This window comes from Rheinheimera tangshanensis (assembly GCF_014645135.1).
Classification (GTDB): Bacteria; Pseudomonadota; Gammaproteobacteria; order Enterobacterales; family Alteromonadaceae; genus Pararheinheimera; species Pararheinheimera tangshanensis.
The window spans coordinates 201,016-222,533 of sequence record NZ_BMLH01000002.1 but is presented as its reverse complement, the minus strand read 5'-3'; the positions used below and the strand labels follow the sequence as shown (position 1 = coordinate 222,533).

The 21,518-nt window shown below is 46.6% G+C and carries 16 protein-coding genes; 4 read left to right on the top strand and 12 right to left on the bottom strand.

Going from position 1 to position 21,518, the window contains the following annotated elements:
- Positions 1 to 84: 84 nt before the first annotated feature.
- The 4 genes from IEW88_RS05575 to IEW88_RS05560 all read right to left on the bottom strand — a co-directional run bounded on the left by IEW88_RS05575 (position 85) and on the right by IEW88_RS05560 (position 6,850).
- Positions 85 to 2,367, bottom strand: coding sequence for a GGDEF domain-containing phosphodiesterase (locus IEW88_RS05575; protein ID WP_147903389.1), 2,283 nt, complete (start codon positions 2,365 to 2,367; stop codon positions 85 to 87).
- 200 nt (positions 2,368 to 2,567) lie between these two features.
- Positions 2,568 to 3,305 carry a phosphoadenylyl-sulfate reductase gene (locus IEW88_RS05570; RefSeq protein ID WP_147903388.1) on the bottom strand — a complete coding sequence of 246 codons (738 nt, stop codon included), beginning with the start codon at positions 3,303 to 3,305 and terminating at the stop codon, positions 2,568 to 2,570.
- A 24-nt stretch (positions 3,306 to 3,329) separates the two neighbouring features.
- Positions 3,330 to 5,045, bottom strand: a complete 1,716-nt coding sequence (cysI, locus tag IEW88_RS05565; RefSeq protein WP_147903387.1) for an assimilatory sulfite reductase (NADPH) hemoprotein subunit — start codon at positions 5,043 to 5,045, stop codon at positions 3,330 to 3,332.
- Complete coding sequence (locus tag IEW88_RS05560; protein WP_147903386.1) at positions 5,045 to 6,850, bottom strand: assimilatory sulfite reductase (NADPH) flavoprotein subunit; 1,806 nt, start codon at positions 6,848 to 6,850, stop codon at positions 5,045 to 5,047. The genes cysI and IEW88_RS05560 overlap by 1 nt, the downstream gene beginning before the upstream one ends.
- 196 nt (positions 6,851 to 7,046) lie before the next feature.
- On the opposite strand from IEW88_RS05560, the gene IEW88_RS05555 reads away from it, so the two are divergent.
- The 3 genes from IEW88_RS05555 (at position 7,047) to IEW88_RS05545 (ending at position 11,191) form a co-directional block, all read left to right on the top strand.
- Entirely contained in the window at positions 7,047 to 9,926 is a 2,880-nt protein-coding gene (locus tag IEW88_RS05555) for an ATP-binding protein (RefSeq protein ID WP_147903385.1), read from the top strand.
- Between the two features lie 114 nt (positions 9,927 to 10,040).
- On the top strand, positions 10,041 to 10,832 hold the full coding sequence (locus IEW88_RS05550; protein WP_053423041.1) for a DUF2884 family protein: 792 nt from the start codon (positions 10,041 to 10,043) through the stop codon (positions 10,830 to 10,832).
- 14 nt (positions 10,833 to 10,846) lie between these two features.
- Entirely contained in the window at positions 10,847 to 11,191 is a 345-nt protein-coding gene (locus IEW88_RS05545) for a RidA family protein (protein ID WP_147903384.1), read from the top strand.
- Here IEW88_RS05545 and IEW88_RS05540 read toward each other — a convergent pair.
- From IEW88_RS05540 to ubiK, 7 genes are all read right to left on the bottom strand, one after another.
- Positions 11,188 to 11,691 (bottom strand): ankyrin repeat domain-containing protein, encoded by a 504-nt coding sequence (locus IEW88_RS05540; protein WP_053423039.1) that lies wholly within the window; start codon positions 11,689 to 11,691, stop codon positions 11,188 to 11,190. The two genes, IEW88_RS05545 and IEW88_RS05540, sit on opposite strands and share 4 nt — an antisense overlap.
- A 248-nt stretch (positions 11,692 to 11,939) precedes the next feature.
- Positions 11,940 to 13,448 (bottom strand): catalase KatE1, encoded by a 1,509-nt coding sequence (gene katE1 / locus IEW88_RS05535; RefSeq protein ID WP_147903383.1) that lies wholly within the window; start codon positions 13,446 to 13,448, stop codon positions 11,940 to 11,942.
- 106 nt (positions 13,449 to 13,554) lie between these two features.
- Complete coding sequence (locus IEW88_RS05530; RefSeq protein ID WP_185148549.1) at positions 13,555 to 14,367, bottom strand: alpha/beta hydrolase; 813 nt, start codon at positions 14,365 to 14,367, stop codon at positions 13,555 to 13,557.
- Complete coding sequence (locus IEW88_RS05525; RefSeq protein WP_185148548.1) at positions 14,336 to 14,491, bottom strand: hypothetical protein; 156 nt, start codon at positions 14,489 to 14,491, stop codon at positions 14,336 to 14,338. The genes IEW88_RS05530 and IEW88_RS05525 overlap by 32 nt, the downstream gene beginning before the upstream one ends.
- Before the next feature lie 81 nt (positions 14,492 to 14,572).
- The gene (locus IEW88_RS05520; RefSeq protein WP_053423036.1) at positions 14,573 to 14,917 is read right to left on the bottom strand and encodes a hypothetical protein; all 345 of its coding nucleotides are present in this window, start codon (positions 14,915 to 14,917) and stop codon (positions 14,573 to 14,575) included.
- A 129-nt stretch (positions 14,918 to 15,046) separates the two neighbouring features.
- The gene (locus tag IEW88_RS05515; RefSeq protein ID WP_147903381.1) at positions 15,047 to 16,324 is read right to left on the bottom strand and encodes a Xaa-Pro dipeptidase; all 1,278 of its coding nucleotides are present in this window, start codon (positions 16,322 to 16,324) and stop codon (positions 15,047 to 15,049) included.
- A 14-nt stretch (positions 16,325 to 16,338) separates the two neighbouring features.
- A complete protein-coding gene (ubiK, locus tag IEW88_RS05510) occupies positions 16,339 to 16,593 on the bottom strand; it encodes a ubiquinone biosynthesis accessory factor UbiK (RefSeq protein WP_147903380.1) in 255 nt (84 codons plus the stop codon).
- A 161-nt stretch (positions 16,594 to 16,754) separates the two neighbouring features.
- Between ubiK and rep the strand changes: the two genes are divergently transcribed.
- Entirely contained in the window at positions 16,755 to 18,770 is a 2,016-nt protein-coding gene (gene rep / locus IEW88_RS05505; protein WP_147903379.1) for a DNA helicase Rep, read from the top strand.
- Here rep and IEW88_RS05500 read toward each other — a convergent pair.
- Complete coding sequence (locus IEW88_RS05500; protein WP_147903378.1) at positions 18,744 to 21,305, bottom strand: diguanylate cyclase domain-containing protein; 2,562 nt, start codon at positions 21,303 to 21,305, stop codon at positions 18,744 to 18,746. The two genes, rep and IEW88_RS05500, sit on opposite strands and share 27 nt — an antisense overlap.
- Positions 21,306 to 21,518: the final 213 nt, after the last annotated feature.

Genomic DNA, 21,518 nt, shown 5'->3' with positions numbered 1-21,518 from the left:
TTTCAGTCACTTTGTTATAGAACCTGTGCTTGGGATAACCAGACAGAAACTAAACGACGTCTCCTTATGCTAATCCTGGTGCGGTCAGTTTTGATGTTGCAACGCTGGAATAGTGACGGAGCTTAAGTGAGGCGACAATAGATTTTCCCAATACAAGGCGGGGGCTGGCCTGCCAAATAAATAGCCTTGCATCAACTGACACCCCAGGCTTTGCAAGAAACGGCGCTGAATATCGTTTTCGACCCCTTCGGCGACTATCTGCAGATTCAAGGCTTTAGCCAATTGAATAGTGGTATGCAAAATACGCACTGTACGGCTGTCTTGTGGGATACAACTGACAAAACGTCTGTCGATTTTTATCGTATCAGCCGGGCAATCAACCAGTTGACTTAAAGAGGAGTGGCCTGTACCAAAATCATCAATAGAAATACTGAAACCATACTGGTTCAGTGCCTTTAACCGCTTATGTAATAAAGGTTGCTGCACGGCAATATTGGTTTCAGTGATTTCCAGTTGCAGGTAGCGCGTAAGCCAGGGATGGTCAGCACTCAAGCTCATCAGCTCTGCAAAAAAGCTGTCATCCAAAAGTTCTGGTCCACCGAGGTTAATAGCTATGGGGTATAACAGGCCTTGCTGCTGCCAGCTTTGTAAGATACCGACACTTTGCTGTAGAACTAAACGCGAAAACATGGTCATTAAACCATGGCGTTCTGCCATTAATACAAAGCTATCAGGAGCTATCGCCTGCCCATCAATAAACCAGCGGCTTAAGGCTTCAAAGCTTTGAATTTGACCTTGTGGGTCGACCTTAGGTTGTAGCCATAACTCCAGGTGTTTTTGCCGTATTGCATCACGAAAAGCATTTAACAGCTGGTAATCCTGCTCCAATTGCTGAGCTTGTTGTTGATCATAAAAACCGACCACCTGATTCGGATCTGAAAGCTCCAAAGCCAGCTCACACTGTTCAATCAGTTGTTGGGCATTGTAATTGTCGCGTCGCTCAGTGAAACTGACACCAAACTGATAACTCATACGAGCAGTGTAAGGCCCAACCGTCAGTTCAACCGGTAACTGACTGGCGATAGCCTGAGCTAATTGCTTGGGGTCCACCACATTGAGATCACCTTTGAGCCACAGAGCAAATTTCACCCCCCGCACCCGCGCTAATACCGCATCTGAAGGCAAAGCCGCTTTCGCTACTTTGGAGAAATGTTGCAACAACTGGCTGCCAAACTCATAACCGTACTGTTGATTCAGAGTCTTCACGTGACGCAGTCTGATAATAGCCACCAGAGCGAACTCATGCGGTGCTAACTGCTCTTGTTTGTAGTTTGCCAGCTCGGTAAAACCAGCGATATTAGGTAAACAGGTTAAACTGTCGTAATGCAGCCAACTGTCCTGTACTTTCTGACTTTGTTTCAACTGTTGTTGCAACTGCCGTAAAGCGCTGATTTCCTGCAAACTGACCACATGATGACCGGAGCGGGTTAACATCACATGTTTTAACACTAAGCTGGAATCAGGACGACTTTTGACCTTGCATTCCACTTTGCCTTTCAGCCAATGCCCTTGTAACTGACCGTCCTGCACAAAATTCAGTAAAGACAATAAATTAGCTTGTTGCCCTACCTCCAGTCCTAACACCTCACAGGCCAGACTATTCGACTTAATAATATCGCCGGACGCCGTTACCAGCACAGTGGCTGAACCATTGTGCTCAAACAACTCTTCGTAATAATTGTGGCTTTGTGCCAGATTCTGATTCAGTTCAGAAAGCTGGCCGGCACTGCGTTTTAACGTGCTGAAAATACGGGCCGCAGCCAGTGGTAAACATAAGTTAAAAAACAAAAACAACAAGCCGTGTAAGTAGCTATGAGTCGCAGGCAGAGTGATGGATAAACCGAATAAATTATTCGGAGCCTGATTTTGAAGCAGATAAATAAAGGGAATAAAATTTAACGACATAAAAACTAATGCCGTTCTGAAACCAAAAAACATCAGGCTGATCATCGGCAAGGTATAAATAAAAATGATACCCAGCTTGCCCATTTCAAAATCGTCATTAAACAGCAGAATACAAAGTCCTGCCATCACCACAATCAGCAGCAAAGCCACAGCACTTTTCTTTGTATGTTGTTTGGAGAGAAACAGCGCAAAAACTAAAGCAGCGTAAAATAACGAGCTGATGATGATGACTTGATAAGCGCCTAATTGCCATGCTTGCCAGGAACTGTGGAACACGATAACAGACACCAGACACAGACCAGACAACATAATGATGCGCAGCACACTTTGTTGCCAAAAGGCTGTATCAGCATTGCCTAAATCCTGAGTCCTCAGCCGCAAATAACGACCCAACCACCCCACATCCAGCTCCCTAGTTCCCTTTGATCAGGCCAGCTCGGGGCGCTGATAACTCAAACCTGCTACAGGTTTTTCACCGATGGAAATGTAATAGGTCAGCTTGTTAACTACAAGTTATTTTTCTGTACTTGGGGGACAAAGACGATAACTGGTATTATTTGCCAGTTCAGTGACAGGCAGAACAATAGTGAGAACGGGATGGTTCAGATACCATCCCCATCCAAATGAATGCCACACTCACGACCAAAACCATTAAAACGTGTCTCTTCTTCGGTCATACCCAGCTCGAGTTTACGGGTTGAGTGTACATCACCCACTGAAACATAACCTTGTTCCCACAGCGGGTGATACGGCAAATCGTGTTGTTTTAAATAATAAAATACGTCTTTATTGCTCCACTCAATAATAGGCTGCACTTTGACTGTGCCACGGCTGATTTCGATGATATTTTTATCAGCGCGCGTGCTGGACTGGCTGCGGCGTAAACCACTAAACCAGGTGCCTACATTGAGCTCTTTTAATGCACGCTGCAGAGGCTCCACTTTGTTCATATGGTTGTATTGCTTAATACCCGCCTCGTTTTCCCATAACTTGCCAAAACGCGCTTCCTGCCAGGCCGGGCTTAAATGAGCACGATAGACTTTCAGATTCAGCTGTAACCGCTCTTTTAGCTCATCAATAAACTGATAAGTTTCCGGGAACAGATAACCCGTGTCTGTTAATACGACTGGAATATCAGGTCGCTCAGTCGTCACCAGATGCAGCATCACAGCGGACTGTATACCAAAACTAGAACTTAAGATCTGCTGATCCGGCAAATGTTCAAGCGCCCACCTGACGCGCTCTGCAGCTGTAAAAGATAGTAACAGCTGATTGGCTTCTGCCAGCAGTTGTTGCTGTTGTTCTGTGTCCAGCTGTAGTAGCTGTTTATACTGACTCATGACCAGCACCTCACATAAATATCATCAGGCATGAAAGTCGGTTTTAGATACTTTCACTTCGGCCACAACGCCAACTCGCACGACAAAATCACCAAAACATTCACCGCTTTGGCGCTCAAGCACCCAACGTCCAATCAGGCCGTCCAGCGCCTGCAGAATTTCAGCTTCAGCCACGTTATCTAAGTACAGCTTTGGAATACGGGTGCCCTGGGTATTACCACCTAAATACAAGTTGTATTTACCGGGACCACGGCCGACTAAACCGGCTTCAGCCAGCATGGCGCGGCCACAACCGTTCGGGCAACCCACCACCCGTAAGATAATATGATCATCAGGCACGCCATGTTTGCTCAGCAAAGCTTCGACATGAGTGACCAAGGTTGGTAAATAACGTTCGGCTTCGGCCATAGCTAAAGGACACGTAGGCAAGGACACACAAGCCATAGAGTTCTTACGCTGCTCAGTGACTGAATCGTTAATCAGACCGTGTTGACGGGCTAAAGCTTCAATCCGGGTTTTATCTTCAGCCGCCACTCCAGCGATAATCAGGTTCTGATTGGCGGTCATGCGGAAATCGCCTTTATGAATACGGGCAATTTCAGCGACACCGGTTTTTAAGGTTTTGCCCGGATAATCCAGGATACGGCCGTTCTCGATAAATACCGTCAGGTGGTGTTTACCATCTATACCTTCGACCCAACCGAATCTGTCGCCACGGCCGGTGAATTCATAAGGGCGGCTTGGTTGAAACTTCACACCTACCCGTTTTTCCACTTCAGCTTTAAAAGTCTCAACACCGATGCGGTCTATGGTGTATTTGGTTTTGGCGTTTTTACGATTGACCCTGTCGCCATAATCACGCTGCACTGTCACTACGTGCTCAGCCACAGCCAATACATGCTCCAGACCAATAAAACCAAAGTCTTCGGCTTTACGTGGGTAAGTGCCTTTGTCACCGTGCGTCATGGCCAGACCACCGCCCACCAACACGTTAAAACCGATCAACTGGCCATTTTCGGCAATAGCGACAAAGTTTAAGTCGTTCGCATGCACGTCGACGTCGTTTTGTGGTGGGATCACCACTGTGGTCTTAAACTTACGTGGCAGATAAGTTTCGCCCAGTACAGGTTCCACTTCTGTGGTTTCGACCTTTTCTTCATCCAACCAGATTTCGGCGTAAGCCCTGGTTTTTGGCAATAAATGTTCAGAAATCTTCGCAGCCCATTCATAGGCTTGCTGATGCAACACAGACTCCACCGGGTTCGAGGTACACAACACGTTACGGTTGACGTCCCCTGCTGTAGCAATAGAGTCGATGCCGATGCTGTTCAGCATCTGGTGCATACCTTTGATCTTGGGTTTTAACACACCATGAAACTGAAAAGTCTGGCGGGTAGTTAAACGAATGCTGCCATAGAGAGTGTTGTCCGCCGCAAACTCGTCAATCGCCAGCCACTGTTCTGGCGTGATAATACCGCCCGGCATACGGGCACGTAACATCACGTTATGCAGAGGCTCCAGTTTTTGCTGAGCACGTTCAGGGCGAATATCGCGGTCGTCCTGCTGATACATGCCATGGAAACGGATCAACATAAAGTTGTCGCCGTTAAAGCCGCCGGTGATTTCGTCTTTTAAATCTTTGGTGATAGTGCCACGTAATAAATGGCTGTCTTTTTTCAGCCGCTCGTTATCAGACAGCTGACCTTGCACCTGTAAATCCGGGTTAATTGGCTGAGTCATTAATAAACATCCTTCTGATAACGTTTGGCTTGACGTAAATCGTCAAAATACTGTTCTGCTTGTTCTACACTAAAGCCACCTTGTTGCTGGGCGATGTCGAGCAAAGCCTGATGCACGTCTTTGGCCATTTTATTGCCATCACCACAGATATACAGGTAAGCGCCTTGTTGTAACCAGGTCCAGATCTCTTCGGCTTTTACGCGTAATTTGTCCTGCACATAGACCTTTTGCGCCTGATCGCGACTAAAGGCCACATCCAGTTTGCTCAGCACGCCACGTTTTAGATAGTCCTGCAGCTCGACCTGATACAGGAAGTCTTGAGTAAAGTGTGGATTACCAAAAAACAGCCAGTTTTGACCTGTAGCTCCGGCCTGATCCCGCTCCTGCAGGAAAGCGCGGAACGGCGCTATGCCTGTGCCAGGACCTATCATAATGACAGGAGTTTCATGGTCCGGCAGGCGGAAGTTGTCGTTGTGTTCAACAAAGACCTTGACCTGCGAGCCTTCTTCCAATCGCTCGGCCAAAAAGCCTGAAGCACCACCTAAATGCGTTTCACCAAAGGCGTCGTAACGCACCACACCTACCGTTAAGTGCACTTCATCCCCTACTTCAGCCTGAGAAGAGGCAATAGAGTACAAACGAGGTTGCTGTTTACGCAGCGAATCAACCAGCTGCTGAGCGGTTAAAGGTGCAGGGTTTTGCAAAATCACATCCAGCGTCTGGCGGCTGTCCAGATACTGCCGCAAAGCCGCTTTATCTTTGACTAGCTCCAGCAATTCGCTGTTGGCTGTAGCTTGTGCGTATTTTTCGACAAAGCTTGGGTAAGACTGAGTCAGCTCTAACTGTTCAGTTAAGGCCGTCTTCAAAGCCAGTGTTTGGCCGGCAAGCTGCACTTCAGTTGTGCCATCCAAACCTGTTGCAGTCAAAATAGCGTCAACCGCTTTAGTATCATTGAGGAAATACACACCTAACGCATCTCCAGGCTGATAGGTAATACCTGAATCGACCAGAGAAATTTCAATATGACGTACATCTTTGGTCGAATCACGGCCAGTAATTTTCTGATTGACTGACAACTCTGCACTGTATGGAGTTTCTTTGGTGTAGGCGCTGTCGTGACTTGCCGTGGCCGTAGCTCCTGGCCAGGCAATAACCTGGGCAGAACCCGTCTCCTGTTTTAACTCAGGTGCAAAAGCCAACACTGCAGCTTCAGTCCAACTGGCCGCTTGTGCCGCATAATCCACATCCAGATCAGCCCTTGCATGCAAACGTTTGGCACCTAAAGCCGCTAATTGCTCGTCGAAATCGATAGCGGTTTTACAAAAGAATTCGTAACTGGTATCGCCCAAACCCAAGACAGCATATTTCAGGCCATCCAGTTTCGGAGCTTTTTTGCTGAATAAAAATTTGTGGAAAGCCACTGCACTTTCTGGTGGCTCACCTTCACCATAAGTAGAAGTGACAATCAGCAAGTATTTTTCTTTTGCCAGAGCCGTGGTTTTATAGCTGCCAATATCGGCCAGCTTCACCGCTATACCTTGTTGCTCAGCCGCTGCTTTGACCTTAGTAGCTACCGCTTTGGCGTTGCCAGTTTGTGAGCCATACAGAATAGTCAGTACCGCACTTTCATTGGTCTGCTGCACGGGTGCTGCAGAAAGACCGCCAGCCAGCTGGGCAGCTGCTGCCAGATAACCACTGACCCAAGCCTGCTGTATAGGATTCAGTTGACTCACCAGCGACTGTAAATCCTTGATTTGTTGAGCAGACAAAGGGCTGGCCTGAGCAGCTAAAGAGGCTAATAGCATAAAAACACCACGAATAAGCTAAGTTAACGCCATTTTAGCCGTCTAAATGGATAAACCTAAATAACCCTTCTCTCTGCTTTATACCTTTTAGTTATTAAAATAACTTTTTTGGTTTATAACCATTAAATCAGATGACGCCTTGCTCTAATCAGAACTGGTTGTTAGCATGGATTGAAGGTATTCAAGGAGTTGCATAGTGGCCGTTAAGCTGCTTTCTCTATGGTTGGGTCTGGTATTGCTTGTTCCTGCGATGGCGCAAAGTCAGCAACAGGTGGAAGTATCCACTGCTGCTGAGCGTCAGCAATTGCAACAGCAACTGGAGCAAAGCAGGACTTTGGAGCAGCGGCTTGATCTCTTGGTCAGGCTAACCGAAGTCTTTGTGACTCAAGACCCGGCGCTCAGTCTGACGTATGCCAGACAGTGGCTGGATAGCAGCACAGACAGAGAAAGTACTCTTTATCACAGAATACTGCTGCAGCAAACGACAGCTTTTATGCTGCAGGGAAACTACCAACAGGCCTACCACACCAGTCTTGAAATTGAACGTTTAGCCCGCATCCAGAAAGATACCAAACAATTATTTAATGCATTGAGGCGACAAGCCGACAACCTGAATCGTTTAGGTCAGGCCGATAAAGCGCTGCCTAAAGCGCTGGAAGCTATGCAAATAGCTGTAGACGCGAATAATGCTGTGCCACTGCAAATCATTCGTTACGATCTGGCGCATATTTACATGAATCTGTATGCCTACCCACAGGCGATTCAGATTGCCAGTGATGGCTTAACTCTGGCGATGACGGGAGAGGACACAAATCGTCAGGCTAATTTTTTACACCTTCTGGCAGAAGCCAGCCGCCTCTATCAGCAGTATCAGAGTGCAGAAGATTTTGCCCGCAAAGCGCTGGAGTTAAGACTGGCGCGACAGGAACAAGCCCTGATAGCCCAATACCATTTGAGCTTGGGTCGCACTTTGTTGGCCCAGCACAAATATCAGGAAAGTGAACAGCAGTTACAATTCGCCTTGTCAGCCGCACAGCAGGTGAGCAATAGAATAGAACAAGCGGATGCTCTGCAAAGTCTGGCTTGGCTGGATTTACATTTTGACCGTGTTGAACAAGCGAATAGCAAATATCAACAGATCACTGAGTTACTGCACCAGGATGAATACAAAAGTAATTTCCAAAGATTTAGCTTACGCCATCTGAGTGCTTTACTGGAGTTTTCGCTGCCAGACCAAGCGGCAGCTTTGTATACAAAGTTGGCTCTACAATCTGCTGATTTTGCCGAGCCACAACTTCTGCTGGATTTTTGGTTGGTCACAGCGAAGGTCGCCAGATTTAAGCAAGATGATCGACGCGCCTATGAAGCACTGGAGCAAGTGCGTCAGTTGCAGCAATCCCTCTTTGATGATCAAACCCATAAACAAGCTCTGGTGATCGCCAGCGAGCAACACAAAAACTTACTTGAAGTTGAGTTGCAACAGTCCGCGCAGCAAAGCCAACTGGATGTGCTGAAACATCAGCATCAAAAAAACATGCTGTTGCTGTTATCCGTGGGCGCTTGCTTAGCTTTAGCCTTGTTGTTGTCCCTTTTTTATCACAAATCAAGACGTAACAGACTACTGCTACAAAAACAGCAGGAAATGGCGCAACAAAAAATTGCAGTTAAAAATGAATTTATCGCCACTTTAGGCCATGAAATCCGTACCCCGTTGCAGGGTATTGATGCCGTCCTGACTCAGTTGTTACCTCAAATCGAACATCCCGAAGGTCAACAAAAAATTCTATTGGCACGTCGTTCAGTCTGGTCACTGGATAATATTATCAACAACATTCTGACCACTAGCAGACTGGATTATGGGGTTTATCAACCCGTGGATCAGCAAGTGGTGCTGACTGAACTACTGGCACGCTTACACGACTTACTGGAGCCTTTGGCGAGCAATAAAGGATTGAGATTAAGTAGTTCCGTAGCGACCAATGTACCCGATTTGCTGTTGCTTGATGAAAATCTGCTGACTCAATTACTAACGAATCTGATCTCAAATGCGGTGAAGTACACTCAGCAAGGCGAAATTGAGGTCAGGGTCGAGTTAGTGAGCCGACAGGATGCAACTCTGAACCTGTGCTTTAAAGTACGGGATACCGGCGTAGGTTTAACGACACTGCAAATCCATCAATTATTAAGTGGCGAGCGTTTAAGCCAGCAACGCGCATTGCAGGCAGGTCCGGGTCTTGGCATGCTAGTGTGCCAAAAACTGCTGCGTCAGTTGGGGTCAGCTTTGGAAATCCAGTCGGTACCTGGGCTTGGTACTGAAGTCAGCTTTGTGCTGAAATGTCAGGTGTCTGAGTTATTAGCGCCCCTCCAGTCCACGACTGCCGCAGCAGCAACAGCTTTAGTGGTTGAAGACGATGAATTATGTCGGGTTAGCCTGGAACAGGTGTTAACCCAGTCAGGCTTTGAGGTAACTGCCGTTAGCAGTCTGCAGCAGGTGACACAGTTACCGCAGCGACTCTGGTCTTGGGTGTTTTTAGATGGACAGCTGCAAGATGCGGATGCACATCAGACGATAAGACAACTGCAGTTACAGCAGCAGGTCGATGAGAATTCCCGTTTTATTCTGGTTACGGGTTCAGCACACAAAGAAAACGCAGCACAGATCAGTGCTGTGCTGCTTAAACCCTGGCGACGTGAACAACTGCAGGCACTGATTGCACAACTGGCACAGTTACCACCATTGAGCCCTCTTTATCAAATGGATTATATGCAGCAAACCTTACAGGCATTAACTGCTGAACAGCGTCAGGCGCTGAGTACAAAGGTGCAGGAACAGTTGTGCACTCTGCAGCAGGCGTTAAGTCAGGCAGAGCCCGACTCTAAACTGTTCCATCGTATGATTGGGAGCATGGGGCAGTTAGGATTATTACGTTTAAGTCAATTATGCCGACTGACTGAACACCAACTGCAGCAACAGCAGAAGCTCGACCCTTTGCTTGCTGGTCAGTTACAACTTTGTTTGCAGCAAACGAAACGGGCGATTGAACTGCTGTTTGCCCCCAGCACTCCAACCAGCTGAGTCAGGAACAAAAAATGAAGACAAAAAAGCTGTAGTGGCAAGGCCGAACAGTGATTCAGTGATGATTCATAGCCAGTCTTACAGCATAGCTTTTTTCACCTTATTGAGGTTGTTATGAAGTATATCTGTACAAGTGCAATGCTACTGGCGAGTGGTCTGAGCTACGCCAGCGATCAATGTGCTTTAACACTGCAGGATGATTTGAAAGTCAGTCCGTCAGTCGTCAGCATTCAACGTGGTGAGCAGGAGCTTTGGCGCATCGATACCAAAGGACAATTGTGGCTGGCTCAGCAAAAAACTACTCATAGTGCCGAAACCCAACAACATTTGAAGGCTTATCAACAAGGCATTCGTACTCAGGTGACGGCCTCTGCAGCATTGATGGATGACAGTTTGCAACTGGCACGTTCTGTGTTGGACCAAAATGTACAAACAGCCACAGGCATGAGCCTTGCCGAAAACCCTGAATTGCAGGAGCCTGTCGAGCAATTGGAACTGCAATTGAATCAGCTGGTGCAACGACAAGGAGATACGATTTACGTCTTTGGCAGTCAGCTGCGCTCAGCGGATAAAAATCTGGCGAAAGAGGCTGAACAAAAAATTCAGCAGGCTGTTGCCAGGATTAGTGGACAAATGATGCTGACCTTGGGCCAAAATGCGCTGCAAAGCCCGGGTTCCGCTACAGAAAAAATGCAAAGTTTTCGTAGTAAAATGCAAACCTTCGGTAGCCAGCTAAAAACCGATATGCAAAAGAACAGTAAAAACTTACAGCAACGCGGCCAGCAGATTTGTCAGCAGTTAAAAACGCTGGATCAGCTGGAACAACAAATACAACAACAGATCCCGGCTATGTCAGCTTATGACCTGATAGATGGTCAAAGTGAAGGCTATAAACCCGTGATCTAAGCTAAGGAAAATTGATGATCCAACGTATACAACCAGGCAAAAGATATAGCGAAGCCGTTATAGCCAATGGCTTAGTGTTTTTATCCGGCATGGTGCCGGATAATTTGGATGCGGATGCAACAGCACAGACAACGAATGTGCTGGCGCAAATTGACACGCTGTTAGCCGAATTAGGTATGACTAAAAGCCGTATTGTCGACGCCACTATTTATCTGGCTGATATGGCGGATTACAACGCAATGAATACAGCCTGGGATCTCTGGGTAGAAGAAGATCAGGCTCCTGCCCGGGCCACTGTGGAAGCTCGTTTGGCAAACCCGGAGTGGAAAGTAGAAATTAAAGTGACAGCAGCACTCTAATCCCGACTAGCCTGCTGTTTAGCCTGAATATCTTCTGCCAGTTGCTGTAGTTTTTCGCTCTGGCCAAAAACTGCAGCAAACTGCGCTACCGTCATTTTTTCTTTGTCTGTCACAGGAGTCTTCGCATCCACTGATTTGTCTTCCTTACAGTCAATAGGATACAGAATTTTTCCTATAGTCCATTCGGCTTTTACTATGGCTCCCATCATAGCGGTATGACCACGTTTATCGCGTAAGCAGGCGTCTGCCCCTTGTTGCAGTAATAATTCAACAGCTTGCTGCTGACCGGCATAAGTCGCCACCATCAACGCGGTATAACTTTGACTATTGCGCTGATCAACCGGAAACCCCTGCTTTAAAAACTCATTCAAAACGACAACATCACCAGTGCGGGCAGCTGCAAAGAAGTAAGACGTGAGTTGTTCCAATGGATCAGAGGCTTGTTCTTCAGAGCTCAGCATAGTACTTAACAGCATCAGACTCAGTAGTAATAATCGCATCAGATAAATGCCTCAAATATAGAGCTATAGATTCCCTAAAGCACTCAGAGTTACAGCAAGACGATGTTGTAGGGGTTGGTTTACCCTGCTCGTCTCGTGTTCAACAAAGCTAAGGCTTCAAGTACAAAAGGTAATAAGTGCCTGCGAAACTCACCCTGGGTGCAGGACAGAGCATACGAGTTTCGCAGGGCTTCAAAAAAAGGTCAGTTGGCAGGGATGAGACCAACTGACCTGCACCAAAGGTTGGGTTACAAAGACAAAGCGATTTGCTGCACTTGTGTTAAGTCGCCGTTAACCGCTTTAGTTAAGCGAGTGCCATACTCGCTGTCCGCTTTGTAAAAATGCGCCAGCATTTTGTGTTTGGTTACAGCATCTTTTACCTGACCTAAATCACCTGCCAGGTTGCGAATTAGATTGGCTTGTTGCTGTTTATCAAAGCTGCGGTATAAAGCACCAGCCTGACTGAAGTTGTCTTGTTTACTGATGGCTTTTTGCATCACTGTGCCATCTAACTTTGTTTCGACAGCGCGGGCAGCTGTTACCACAGCTTTAGGTTCAATCCGGCTTGGTTCGTAATTGACATTGGACTTGCTGTTACCCAAATTCATAGCGCCATCCTGATTGTGGTTATCCACCATCACTTTGGCTTTATTGATGGGCAACTGGCTGTGATTTGCACCTAAACGATACAACTGAGTATCTGAATAAGAGAAAATACGACCTTGCAATAAACGGTCTTCTGATGGCTCTATTCCCGGGATCAGATTGGCTGGCGCAAAAGCTGATTGCTCAGTTTCTTCAAAGAAGTTATCCGGCATACGGTTCAGCGTCATGGTACCGACTTTACGTTCTTTCACACCAGGCCAGGTTTTAGTGGCATCCAGCGGGTTAAAGTCAAAATCATCCAGTTGATCCGGTGTAATCACCTGCACATACAAATCCCACTTCGGATTATTGCCTGCATTGATGTTCTGATATAAATCACGGGTCAGGTGGTTAAAATCCATGCCCTGAGTTTTAGTCACAGCGTCTGCGTCCAGAGATTTCACCCCCTGCTGGCTCTTCCAGTTGAACTTAACATAGTGCACCTTTCCTTGGTCATTAATGAACTTGTATGCATGCACACCAAAACCATCCATTTCACGGTAGCTGGCTGGCGTACCTAAGTCTGAGTAGACAAAAGTCAGCATCTGGGTAGAGCCAGGTTCGTGCGACATAAAGTCGAACACACGATTCGGGTCCTGCATATTGTCGATTGGGGAAGGTTTTAATGAATGCACCATGTCCGGAAATTTAATTGCATCACGAATAAAAAATACCGGCAGGTTGTTGCCCACTAAGTCCCAGTTGCCCTGATCAGAATAAAACTTGACGGCGAAACCACGGGGATCACGCAACGTCTCAGGGCTGTGATTACCATGAATAACGGTGGAGAAACGCACAAAAACCGGTGTCTTTTTCCCCTGGTCGGCGAAAGGCGCAGCTATGGTTAAATCGGATAAATCGTCAGTCGCAACAAACTCGCCATGAGCACCAGTACCACGAGCATGCACAACACGTTCAGGAATACGCTCACGGGCAAAACGTTGTAATTTCTGGATCAGGTGTACGTCCTGCAGTAACACACTGCCGTTCGCACCTGCTGTAGTAGAATTCTGATTATCCCCAACCGGGGCACCATTGTCTCTGGTTAAAGTGTTTGCTTGCACAGCTAAAGACAAACCTAAAGCTACGACTAAGGCTGATTTTTGAAACATTGTTATGACCCTCTTTGGAGTTCGCTCTATCCTGCCGACACAGCATAAGCGGGGGCCTTCATTTCAAAAAATGAAATAAACAAATACACTCAATCGATTAAAGGGATTAGTTAGCCGTTATTAAGCTGGCTGGATACAAGCTTTGCAGTAAGTCATCGATTAATGGCCGCCAGTTATCCCAGTCATGACCATAACGTACTTCTATAAAATGGGTTTGATAGCCCTTGGCCTTCAGTACACGGTGAAACTTGCGGTTAGCCCCCAGATTGTCATTCTTTGTGCCCACCGAGTGAAAAAACTTCAGCTCAGAAAACGAGCTTTTTTTATACATTTGAGTCAGTACGTTCAAATGCTGGCCGGACGCAGGTGAATGCATCCCTATTTTTGAAAACAGATCAGGTAAAAGCAAGCCAAAACATGCAGCATTGGTTCCCCCAAAAGATAAGCCCATAATCCCTCTCTGAGCTCTGTCCTGCAGACTTTTGTATTGTCTCTCCACAGCTGGAATCAACTCTTCTTTATAAAAAGAAGCGTACTGTGAATTACACATAAACTCTTGGTTTCTTCTATTGTTCCTCAGATTGTCAGGGTCACGGCTATCGACAAAAATCACATGCAGAGGCTGAATTCTGCCCTGTTTAATTTCGTTATCCAGTATTTGCTCCATCTGCCCTGCCGCCAGGTAAGCAGCACCGTCAGTCACATATAAAGAAGGTAATGCAGATGCAGCGTCCTGTTCAGGCGTATAAACCCAGTATTGCAGTTCATAACCAAGATGCTTTGAGTCAATGCGCTGTGCTGGCGATAATTTTGCAACTGCCGGAGCTGCGGCAAGTGAAATTGTCGCCATAAAAAATAAGCCGATGAGCAAAGTCATCGGCTTATTATTAAATTTTACAGGCACCGCTGGCGCAGTCATCCGAATCATCCTGCAACTGAGCTTGCTCAGCTGCTGCAGCTTCGGCGGCTTTTTGTTTCAGCTCAGAGTTCTTTTCTGCGCTGTCAAAATCCAGATGGTCTAAATCAAAATCAAATTCACTCATTGTTACCTCCGCTTTCTATCTGGAGCTACTTTACTGAGTTTTCAAGTCAGTACCCAGAGCGAAAGTGACAAACGGGTGAAATTATCCGTAGATCTGTGTCAAAGCCATCAAACGCTCTTTGTCTGACATGGCTTTTAATTGCTGGATCAACGAAGCAGGCAATTTACGGGCTGAACCACGAGAGAAAGAACGGATTTGTCCCTCTGCATCTTTCACCTGCACCAAGGCAGTTGCAGGACGTAACAATTGGCTACACTCTGTATAGGAAGGTTTCACGCCTAACTTTTTACTGTACGCGCTCAGTAAAGCAGATTGCGCCTTATCATTAGCTAACTCGCAGTATTCTGTATTGGAATACAGATAACTGGCTTGTGCTTGTGCAGCTACAAAGGCTAAAGTCAGAGCTACAGCAGTGAATATTTTCATCAGGTCTTTCCCGTTATCAGTCATTAAACTGGGTATCATTATTCAGTAGGGTCATGACAGGACTGTGTAAGAAAGACGAGAAAAAGTGTGACAGTAGCATTAGAATATCTAATGCTACTACTGAAGGTTTTATAACACTTGTTGGCCTGACTTCACCACCTTTACGGGTTGTTCCAGGGTTTTGATTTGTTGCAACGGGTCTGCAGACAAGGCGACTAAATCAGCAAAAGCCCCAACTTCCAGCACACCGACATTTTGTTGGCCTTGCTCATTTCTCCAGTTCAACAAAGTACCAGCATTGACTGTGGCGGCCTGAATCGCCTGCAAAGGCGTCATGCCCCACTGCACCATATAAGCAAACTGACGGCCGTTTAAACCATGAGTGTAGACTCCCGCGTCGGTACCGTAGGCCATTTTCACACCGGCTTTGACCGCTTTTTGGAAGTTTTGCCGTTGCAGTAAACCTACTTTTTTCTCTTTGGCTAAAGACTCAGGCAAAATGCCAGCTTTTTCACCTTCACTTAAGATAAAGTCGCTGACGTACACATCCATGACTAAATAAGTGCCGTGTTTTTTCGCCAGTTTAATGGCTTCATCATCAATAAAACTGCCGTGTTCAATCGAGTCGACGCCGGCTTCAATCGCGCGTTTAATCCCCTGTAAACCGTGAGCATGGGCTGCCACTATCCTGCCCCTGTCATGAGCTTCGTCTATTAAGGCTTTCATTTCTTCGAGGTTATACTGACTGGCATTGACATCAGTGTTTTTCGATAACACACCACCAGTGGCTGCAAACTTAATTACATCAGCGCCGTATTTGATGTTTTCCCGCACTTTAGCGCGCACTTCATCCGGACCATTAGCTACACCAGCACTGCGTGCGTTGTAGATATGGGGCAGCAAATTATTATCACAATGCCCTCCTGTGATACAGATGGTATTAGCCGCCACCCGCATCCGAGGTCCCTGAATTTCGCCCTCTTCAATAGCATCACGAAGCGACACATCGGCATAACCTGATGCTCCCAGATTACGCACTGTGGTAAAACCTGCTTTTAAGGTCGCCTTGGCCGCGCTGACTCCAAAGATGGCTTCACGGGTTGGGGTTTCCACTAAACCACGGTAGCCATGTTTTTGCGGATCTGAAGTTAAATGTACGTGCATATCAATCAGGCCAGGCACTACATAATGGGTAGATAAATCAATTATCTGTACGTTTTTGGGAGCATCTTTTGCATCAACAATAGCGCTGATGCGACCTTCGTCAACCAGAATAGCTTTATTTTTCTGGTAGTTCCCTGTGCGCACATCCAGCAAATGCCCAACCTGGATCACCTGCTCAACCTGAGCTAAAACCACAGAGCTGAATAATCCAGCCAACAATACCGATACCTGACTTAACTTCATAACCGCCCTTATCTTTAGTTTCCTGAACCGTCTTTAACCGATAATTCAGCCACACGACGTTCCAGCTCATCCAACTTGGCACGGGTTTTAGCCAGCACCTGAGTTTGTACATCAAACTCTTCGCGGGAGACAAAATCCAGCTGACTGAGTTTTTGCTGCAGCACCTGTTTTACTTTGTTTTCAACATCATCGGCCATCTCACGCATTTTAGGTGGGATAGCGGCGCCAATTTGTTTGGCAATTTCTTCAATCTTTTTTGGATCAATCATGGTCTAGCTCCTGTAGCATCAGTTTATTCTACGAGCCTTGAGGCTCAAGGTGGATCCATTCTGCCGCATATTTACCGGACTTGCTCGTTTTGTGCAGAAATCAGCGCGCCTCTGCCCGGTCAATTTGAGTTAAACTAGCGTCCTTCTGTGAAAGGTGCCTGATGAAACTTAACTCTCAACAAAACGATGCGGTGCATTATATCAGCGGGCCTTGCCTGGTGCTGGCTGGTGCTGGCAGTGGCAAAACCCGGGTCATTACCAATAAAATTGCCTATTTAATTCAGCAATGTGGTGTGCCCGCTAAACATATAGCGGCCGTGACTTTTACCAATAAAGCTGCCCGCGAAATGAAAGAGCGGATTAAACATCAGCTGGAACGCCCTTTGTTACGGGGTTTAACTGTTTCTACCTTTCACACCTTGGGTCTTGAGATCCTGAAAAAGGAATACCGCGCTATTGGGTATAAGCCGAACTTTACGCTATTTGACGATCAGGACAGCATGGCGCTGCTCAAAGAGCTGACCGATACCGAACTGCAAGGTGATAAAGATTTACTGAAAGCGCTGCAAGGTAAAATATCCTCATGGAAAAACGATTTAACTTTACCAGGCCAAGCGCTGGCTCGCGCTACTGATGCGCAAAGCATCAGCTTTGCTAATTTCTACCAGCAATATGCCCAGCAACTGCGGGCCTATAATGCGCTGGATTTTGACGATTTAATTATGGTGCCTACCCTGCTGTTTGCTTCCAATGAACAAGTGCGGCAAAAATGGCAGCAAAAAATCCAGTATCTGTTGGTAGATGAATATCAGGATACCAATACCAGCCAGTACGAACTGGTGAAATGGCTGGTCGGTGAGCGTCAGCGTTTTACTGTGGTAGGAGACGACGATCAGTCGATTTATTCCTGGCGAGGCGCTAAACCACAAAATCTGGTGCTCTTGGGCAAGGATTTTCCGAATTTAAAAGTCATTAAGCTGGAGCAAAACTACCGCTCGGCCGAACGCATTTTAAAAGCAGCCAATATTCTGATCGCCAATAACCCGCATGAGTACGATAAACGACTGTTCAGTGAGCTGGGTTATGGCGTGCCTTTACGGGTGTTACCGACCCGCAATGAAGAAGATGAAGCCGAAAAAGTGGTGGCTGAGATTATTTCGCATCGCTTTATTAATCGTACTCAGTACAAGGAATATGCGCTGCTGTATCGCGGCAACCATCAGGCACGGGTATTTGAAAAAGCCCTGATGACCAACCGAATCCCCTACAAAGTCTCAGGGGGGACCTCGTTTTTTTCCCGCGCTGAAATTAAAGACATCATGGCCTATTTACGCTTATTGGTGAATCAGGACGATGACAATGCGTTTTTGCGTATTATCAACACGCCAAAACGCGAGATAGGTGCGGCAACGCTGGAGCGAATTGGCAGCCTGGCCAATGAAAAACATATCAGCTTATTTGCCGCCTGCTTCGAGCCTGAGCTGGCAGAACGTTTGCCAGCACGCGGCCTGCAAGCCGTGCAGAACTTTGCCAACTGGATTAATCATGTCGCCGACAATGCACTGCGGTCTGATCCAAAGGAAGCAGTAAAAGATCTGATCCGGCAAAGTCAGTACGAAGCCTGGTTATTTGAAAGCAGCGCAAGCCCCAAAGCCGCGGAAATGGCACTGAAGAATATCAATGAGCTGTATCGCTGGATCAGTGAAATGCTTGAAGGCAAAGACGATGAAGAGCCGCTGAGTTTAAACGAAGTGGTCACCAAACTGACGCTACGGGATATGATGGAACGACAGGAGCAGGAGGATGAGGCCGATCAGGTGCAACTGCTGACCTTACACGCTTCGAAAGGTCTGGAGTTTCCTTATGTCTTTATGGTCGGTATGGAAGAAGGTTTATTACCGCATCAAAGCAGCATAGACGAAGACAATGTCGAAGAAGAGCGCCGCTTGGCTTATGTAGGTATCACCAGAGCACAACGTGAGCTGATTTTTACTTATGCCCGCGAGCGTCGTCAGTACGGCGAAGTGATCAAACCAGAACCAAGCCGGTTTTTATATGAATTGCCTGCCGATGATTTGGAGTGGAGCAAAGCGGCACCTGTGAAAACAGAACAGCAGCGTCAGGAAACAGGTTTAGCGCATATCGATAGATTACGCCAGTTGCTGAAAAAGTCCTGATTGAGTTTCACTGACTGGGCTGCTATCGGTAAAATAGCAGCATCCCAGCTGAGTCAGATAAGAGCGGCTTTCGTCAGTTTCGGCCACAGCAGCAACCAGACGGTATTTGTGGGTCTGCGCCAAACTTAGCAAGACCTGCAGCAGCTGTTTACGCTGATCACTGCGCTGTAAACTGCGGCTAAAGGCGGTATCTAAGACAACAAAATCAAACGGATACTGTACAAGCAAACCTAGCGCAGCCACTTCAGCAGCAAACTGATCCAATAATAATCGGATCCCCAGTCTCTTAAGCTGATGCAAGTTGGCCAGTTGAGTGGTGGTTAAACGTAACAATTCCGCTTCGTTAAAGCCAATACAAAGCTGATGTAATGGCAGTATGGAATGGCGCAACACATTGCAGAGCTTATCAAAAAGTAAGGTATTGTTCAGATGGCCACTGCTCAATGTCATGCTGAAGAGTTCTGTACTGGCATTTTTCTGACAAATCTGCCGCACCAGCTCCAGTTCAATGTCAGGCATTAAACCAGCCTGAGTCGCCTGACGACTTAATTCAGCTTTTTGTGCCGCATCGCCCTGTTGCCAGTTCAACAGTACTTGATAACCAAGCACGTCTTTATCCTGCACTAAAGGCCGGAATGCTGGAGCAAACTGTTGTTGATCCACAGCTTGTTGTAAGGCTTGTTCCTGACCTAACTCTTGCAGCATTTGCTGACGCATCGAATCATTAAAAATCACAAAACGGTTTCGGCCAAACGACTTGGCCTGGTACATGGCCGCATCAGCATCGCGTAACAATTCATCGGCGTTCTGATAGTCAGGCTGATAACAGGCAATACCTAAGCTGGCGCCTGAACAGACCTGCTGGCCTTCAAGCATCATCGGCTGACGCAACGATTCAATTAAACGCTCGGCCACTTCCTCAGCGTCAACATCGCTCTGGATCTGCCCCAATAAAATAACGAACTCATCACCACCTAAACGAGCGACTAAGTCATGTTCCCTTACTGTTTGCTGTAAACGCCGACTTACTTCGATTAAAAATAAATCGCCAATATGGTGACCTAAGGTATCGTTAATCAGCTTAAAACGGTCTAAATCGATAAATAACAACGCAAAACGTGGTGTGGCCTCCCGATTACGGTAGGAAAAACGCTGGCGCAACTGCATTAAAAACATTTGCCTATTCGCCAAACCTGTTAAAGCATCATGGTTCGCTTCGTGGAAAAGTTTTTCTTCGGCTTTTTTTCGCTCTTCAACCTGTAAACGCAAAAATAAATTGGTTTGCCGCAATTCGCGGGTGCGTTCAAAAATACGTTTTTCCAGCTCTTCATGCTGTTGCTTTTGTTGCTCTGTGTTTAACTTACGAGAAATAGCCACCGCTATATGCTGCGAAACAAAACGCAGAAGATTCAGCTCCTGTTCGCTATAGCTATAGGTATTGTCATAACATTGCAGTGCAATAACACCTAACACCTGCGGTCCCACTAACAAAGGCGCACCTAGCCAACTGGTGGACATAGAGCTGTGATTAAGACTAGATTGAACACGGTCAACTACACCCGTTTTGATAAGCTCTAACAACTGGGCCTGGCTGATTAATTTGGCTTCGCCAGAGCGGATCACATACTCAGTTAAGCCACTTTGCAAAGCACGCTCTCTGGGCGTTGGTGTGTACTGATCCAAATAAAACGGAAAATGTAAGCGATCACCGGCTTCGTTTAACAGAGCAATATAGCAGTTATCAGCTTTCATCAATTCAGACAAAATCTGGTGTACTTCATGATAAAAACTCATCATGTCGGTGCTTTTTGCTGTCATTTCTGAAATTTTATACAAAGCAGACTGCAACTGCTCTGCATTGGTCCGCTCACGGATTTCTTTTTCCAGCGACTGATTGGTATTGCGTAATTGTTGAGTACGTTCACGAACCGTTTGCTCTAAAAGCTCCCGGCTTTTGACTCTATCGATGGCTGTGACTGTATGAATCGCAATATTACTGATCAGCGCTAAATCGTGTTGATTATAACGACAGTCCGGGTCGTAGCTTTGAATCGCCATCACCCCAATCACTTTTTCACCACGACATAAAGGTACGCCCAACCAATACTGACTGGCGGTCCCCTGAGCCGTAATATCGCCTGTTTCTACCAGTCGGCGATACTCGTCCTGATCACACAGCAGGGCTTGTTTAGTGCGGGCTACATATCCAGTCAAACCTGAAGCAAATGCATCCGATGGCGCATCTAACAAGGCTCGTTGATCTTTTTCATCTGCAAAATATTCCAACGAAAACTGTTGGTCCTGCTCACAGAGCACTACATAAAAATTATCGGCTTTGAGTTGCTGGTTAAGTAACCGGTGAATAGCGGGATAAAACTCACGCATGTCTTTAATGCCAGACGCTAATTCTGACAGTTTAAGTAAAGCGCCCTGAATGATATAAGCCTGTTTATAGCCTGCAGCCAGCTTACGCAAACGACGCAGCTGACTAACCACAAGGTGGTGGGCTTTGTTCAGAGTTGTTATATCCTTCAACTTTTTCTCTTATTCTTGTTTGAGGCGAGGCAGCCAAAACTGACTGATGTTTAAACATCTCTATTATGCACAAAGCTTAAGCAGATGGAAGGCAAAATGAGTCGGCTGGTCAGATCTTCTTATAAACGATCGAGCTATAAATACAATAACTGGATCTATTGGAGCAGTAGAAACAGAAAACGCTGCCAAGGCAGCGTTCTTCGCTAACAAAAA

Coding starts and splice junctions, on each gene's coding strand:
- rep (WP_147903379.1), top strand. CDS start 16,755: ATGAAACTTAACTCTCAACAAAACGATGCGGTGCATTATATCAGCGGG.
- cysI (WP_147903387.1), bottom strand. CDS start 5,045: ATGACTCAGCCAATTAACCCGGATTTACAGGTGCAAGGTCAGCTGTCT.
- IEW88_RS05550 (WP_053423041.1), top strand. CDS start 10,041: ATGAAGTATATCTGTACAAGTGCAATGCTACTGGCGAGTGGTCTGAGC.
- ubiK (WP_147903380.1), bottom strand. CDS start 16,593: ATGATTGATCCAAAAAAGATTGAAGAAATTGCCAAACAAATTGGCGCC.
- IEW88_RS05520 (WP_053423036.1), bottom strand. CDS start 14,917: ATGAAAATATTCACTGCTGTAGCTCTGACTTTAGCCTTTGTAGCTGCA.
- IEW88_RS05545 (WP_147903384.1), top strand. CDS start 10,847: ATGATCCAACGTATACAACCAGGCAAAAGATATAGCGAAGCCGTTATA.
- IEW88_RS05530 (WP_185148549.1), bottom strand. CDS start 14,367: ATGACTGCGCCAGCGGTGCCTGTAAAATTTAATAATAAGCCGATGACT.
- IEW88_RS05525 (WP_185148548.1), bottom strand. CDS start 14,491: ATGAGTGAATTTGATTTTGATTTAGACCATCTGGATTTTGACAGCGCA.
- IEW88_RS05570 (WP_147903388.1), bottom strand. CDS start 3,305: ATGAGTCAGTATAAACAGCTACTACAGCTGGACACAGAACAACAGCAA.
- IEW88_RS05560 (WP_147903386.1), bottom strand. CDS start 6,850: ATGCTATTAGCCTCTTTAGCTGCTCAGGCCAGCCCTTTGTCTGCTCAA.
- IEW88_RS05540 (WP_053423039.1), bottom strand. CDS start 11,691: ATGCGATTATTACTACTGAGTCTGATGCTGTTAAGTACTATGCTGAGC.
- IEW88_RS05515 (WP_147903381.1), bottom strand. CDS start 16,324: ATGAAGTTAAGTCAGGTATCGGTATTGTTGGCTGGATTATTCAGCTCT.
- katE1 (WP_147903383.1), bottom strand. CDS start 13,448: ATGTTTCAAAAATCAGCCTTAGTCGTAGCTTTAGGTTTGTCTTTAGCT.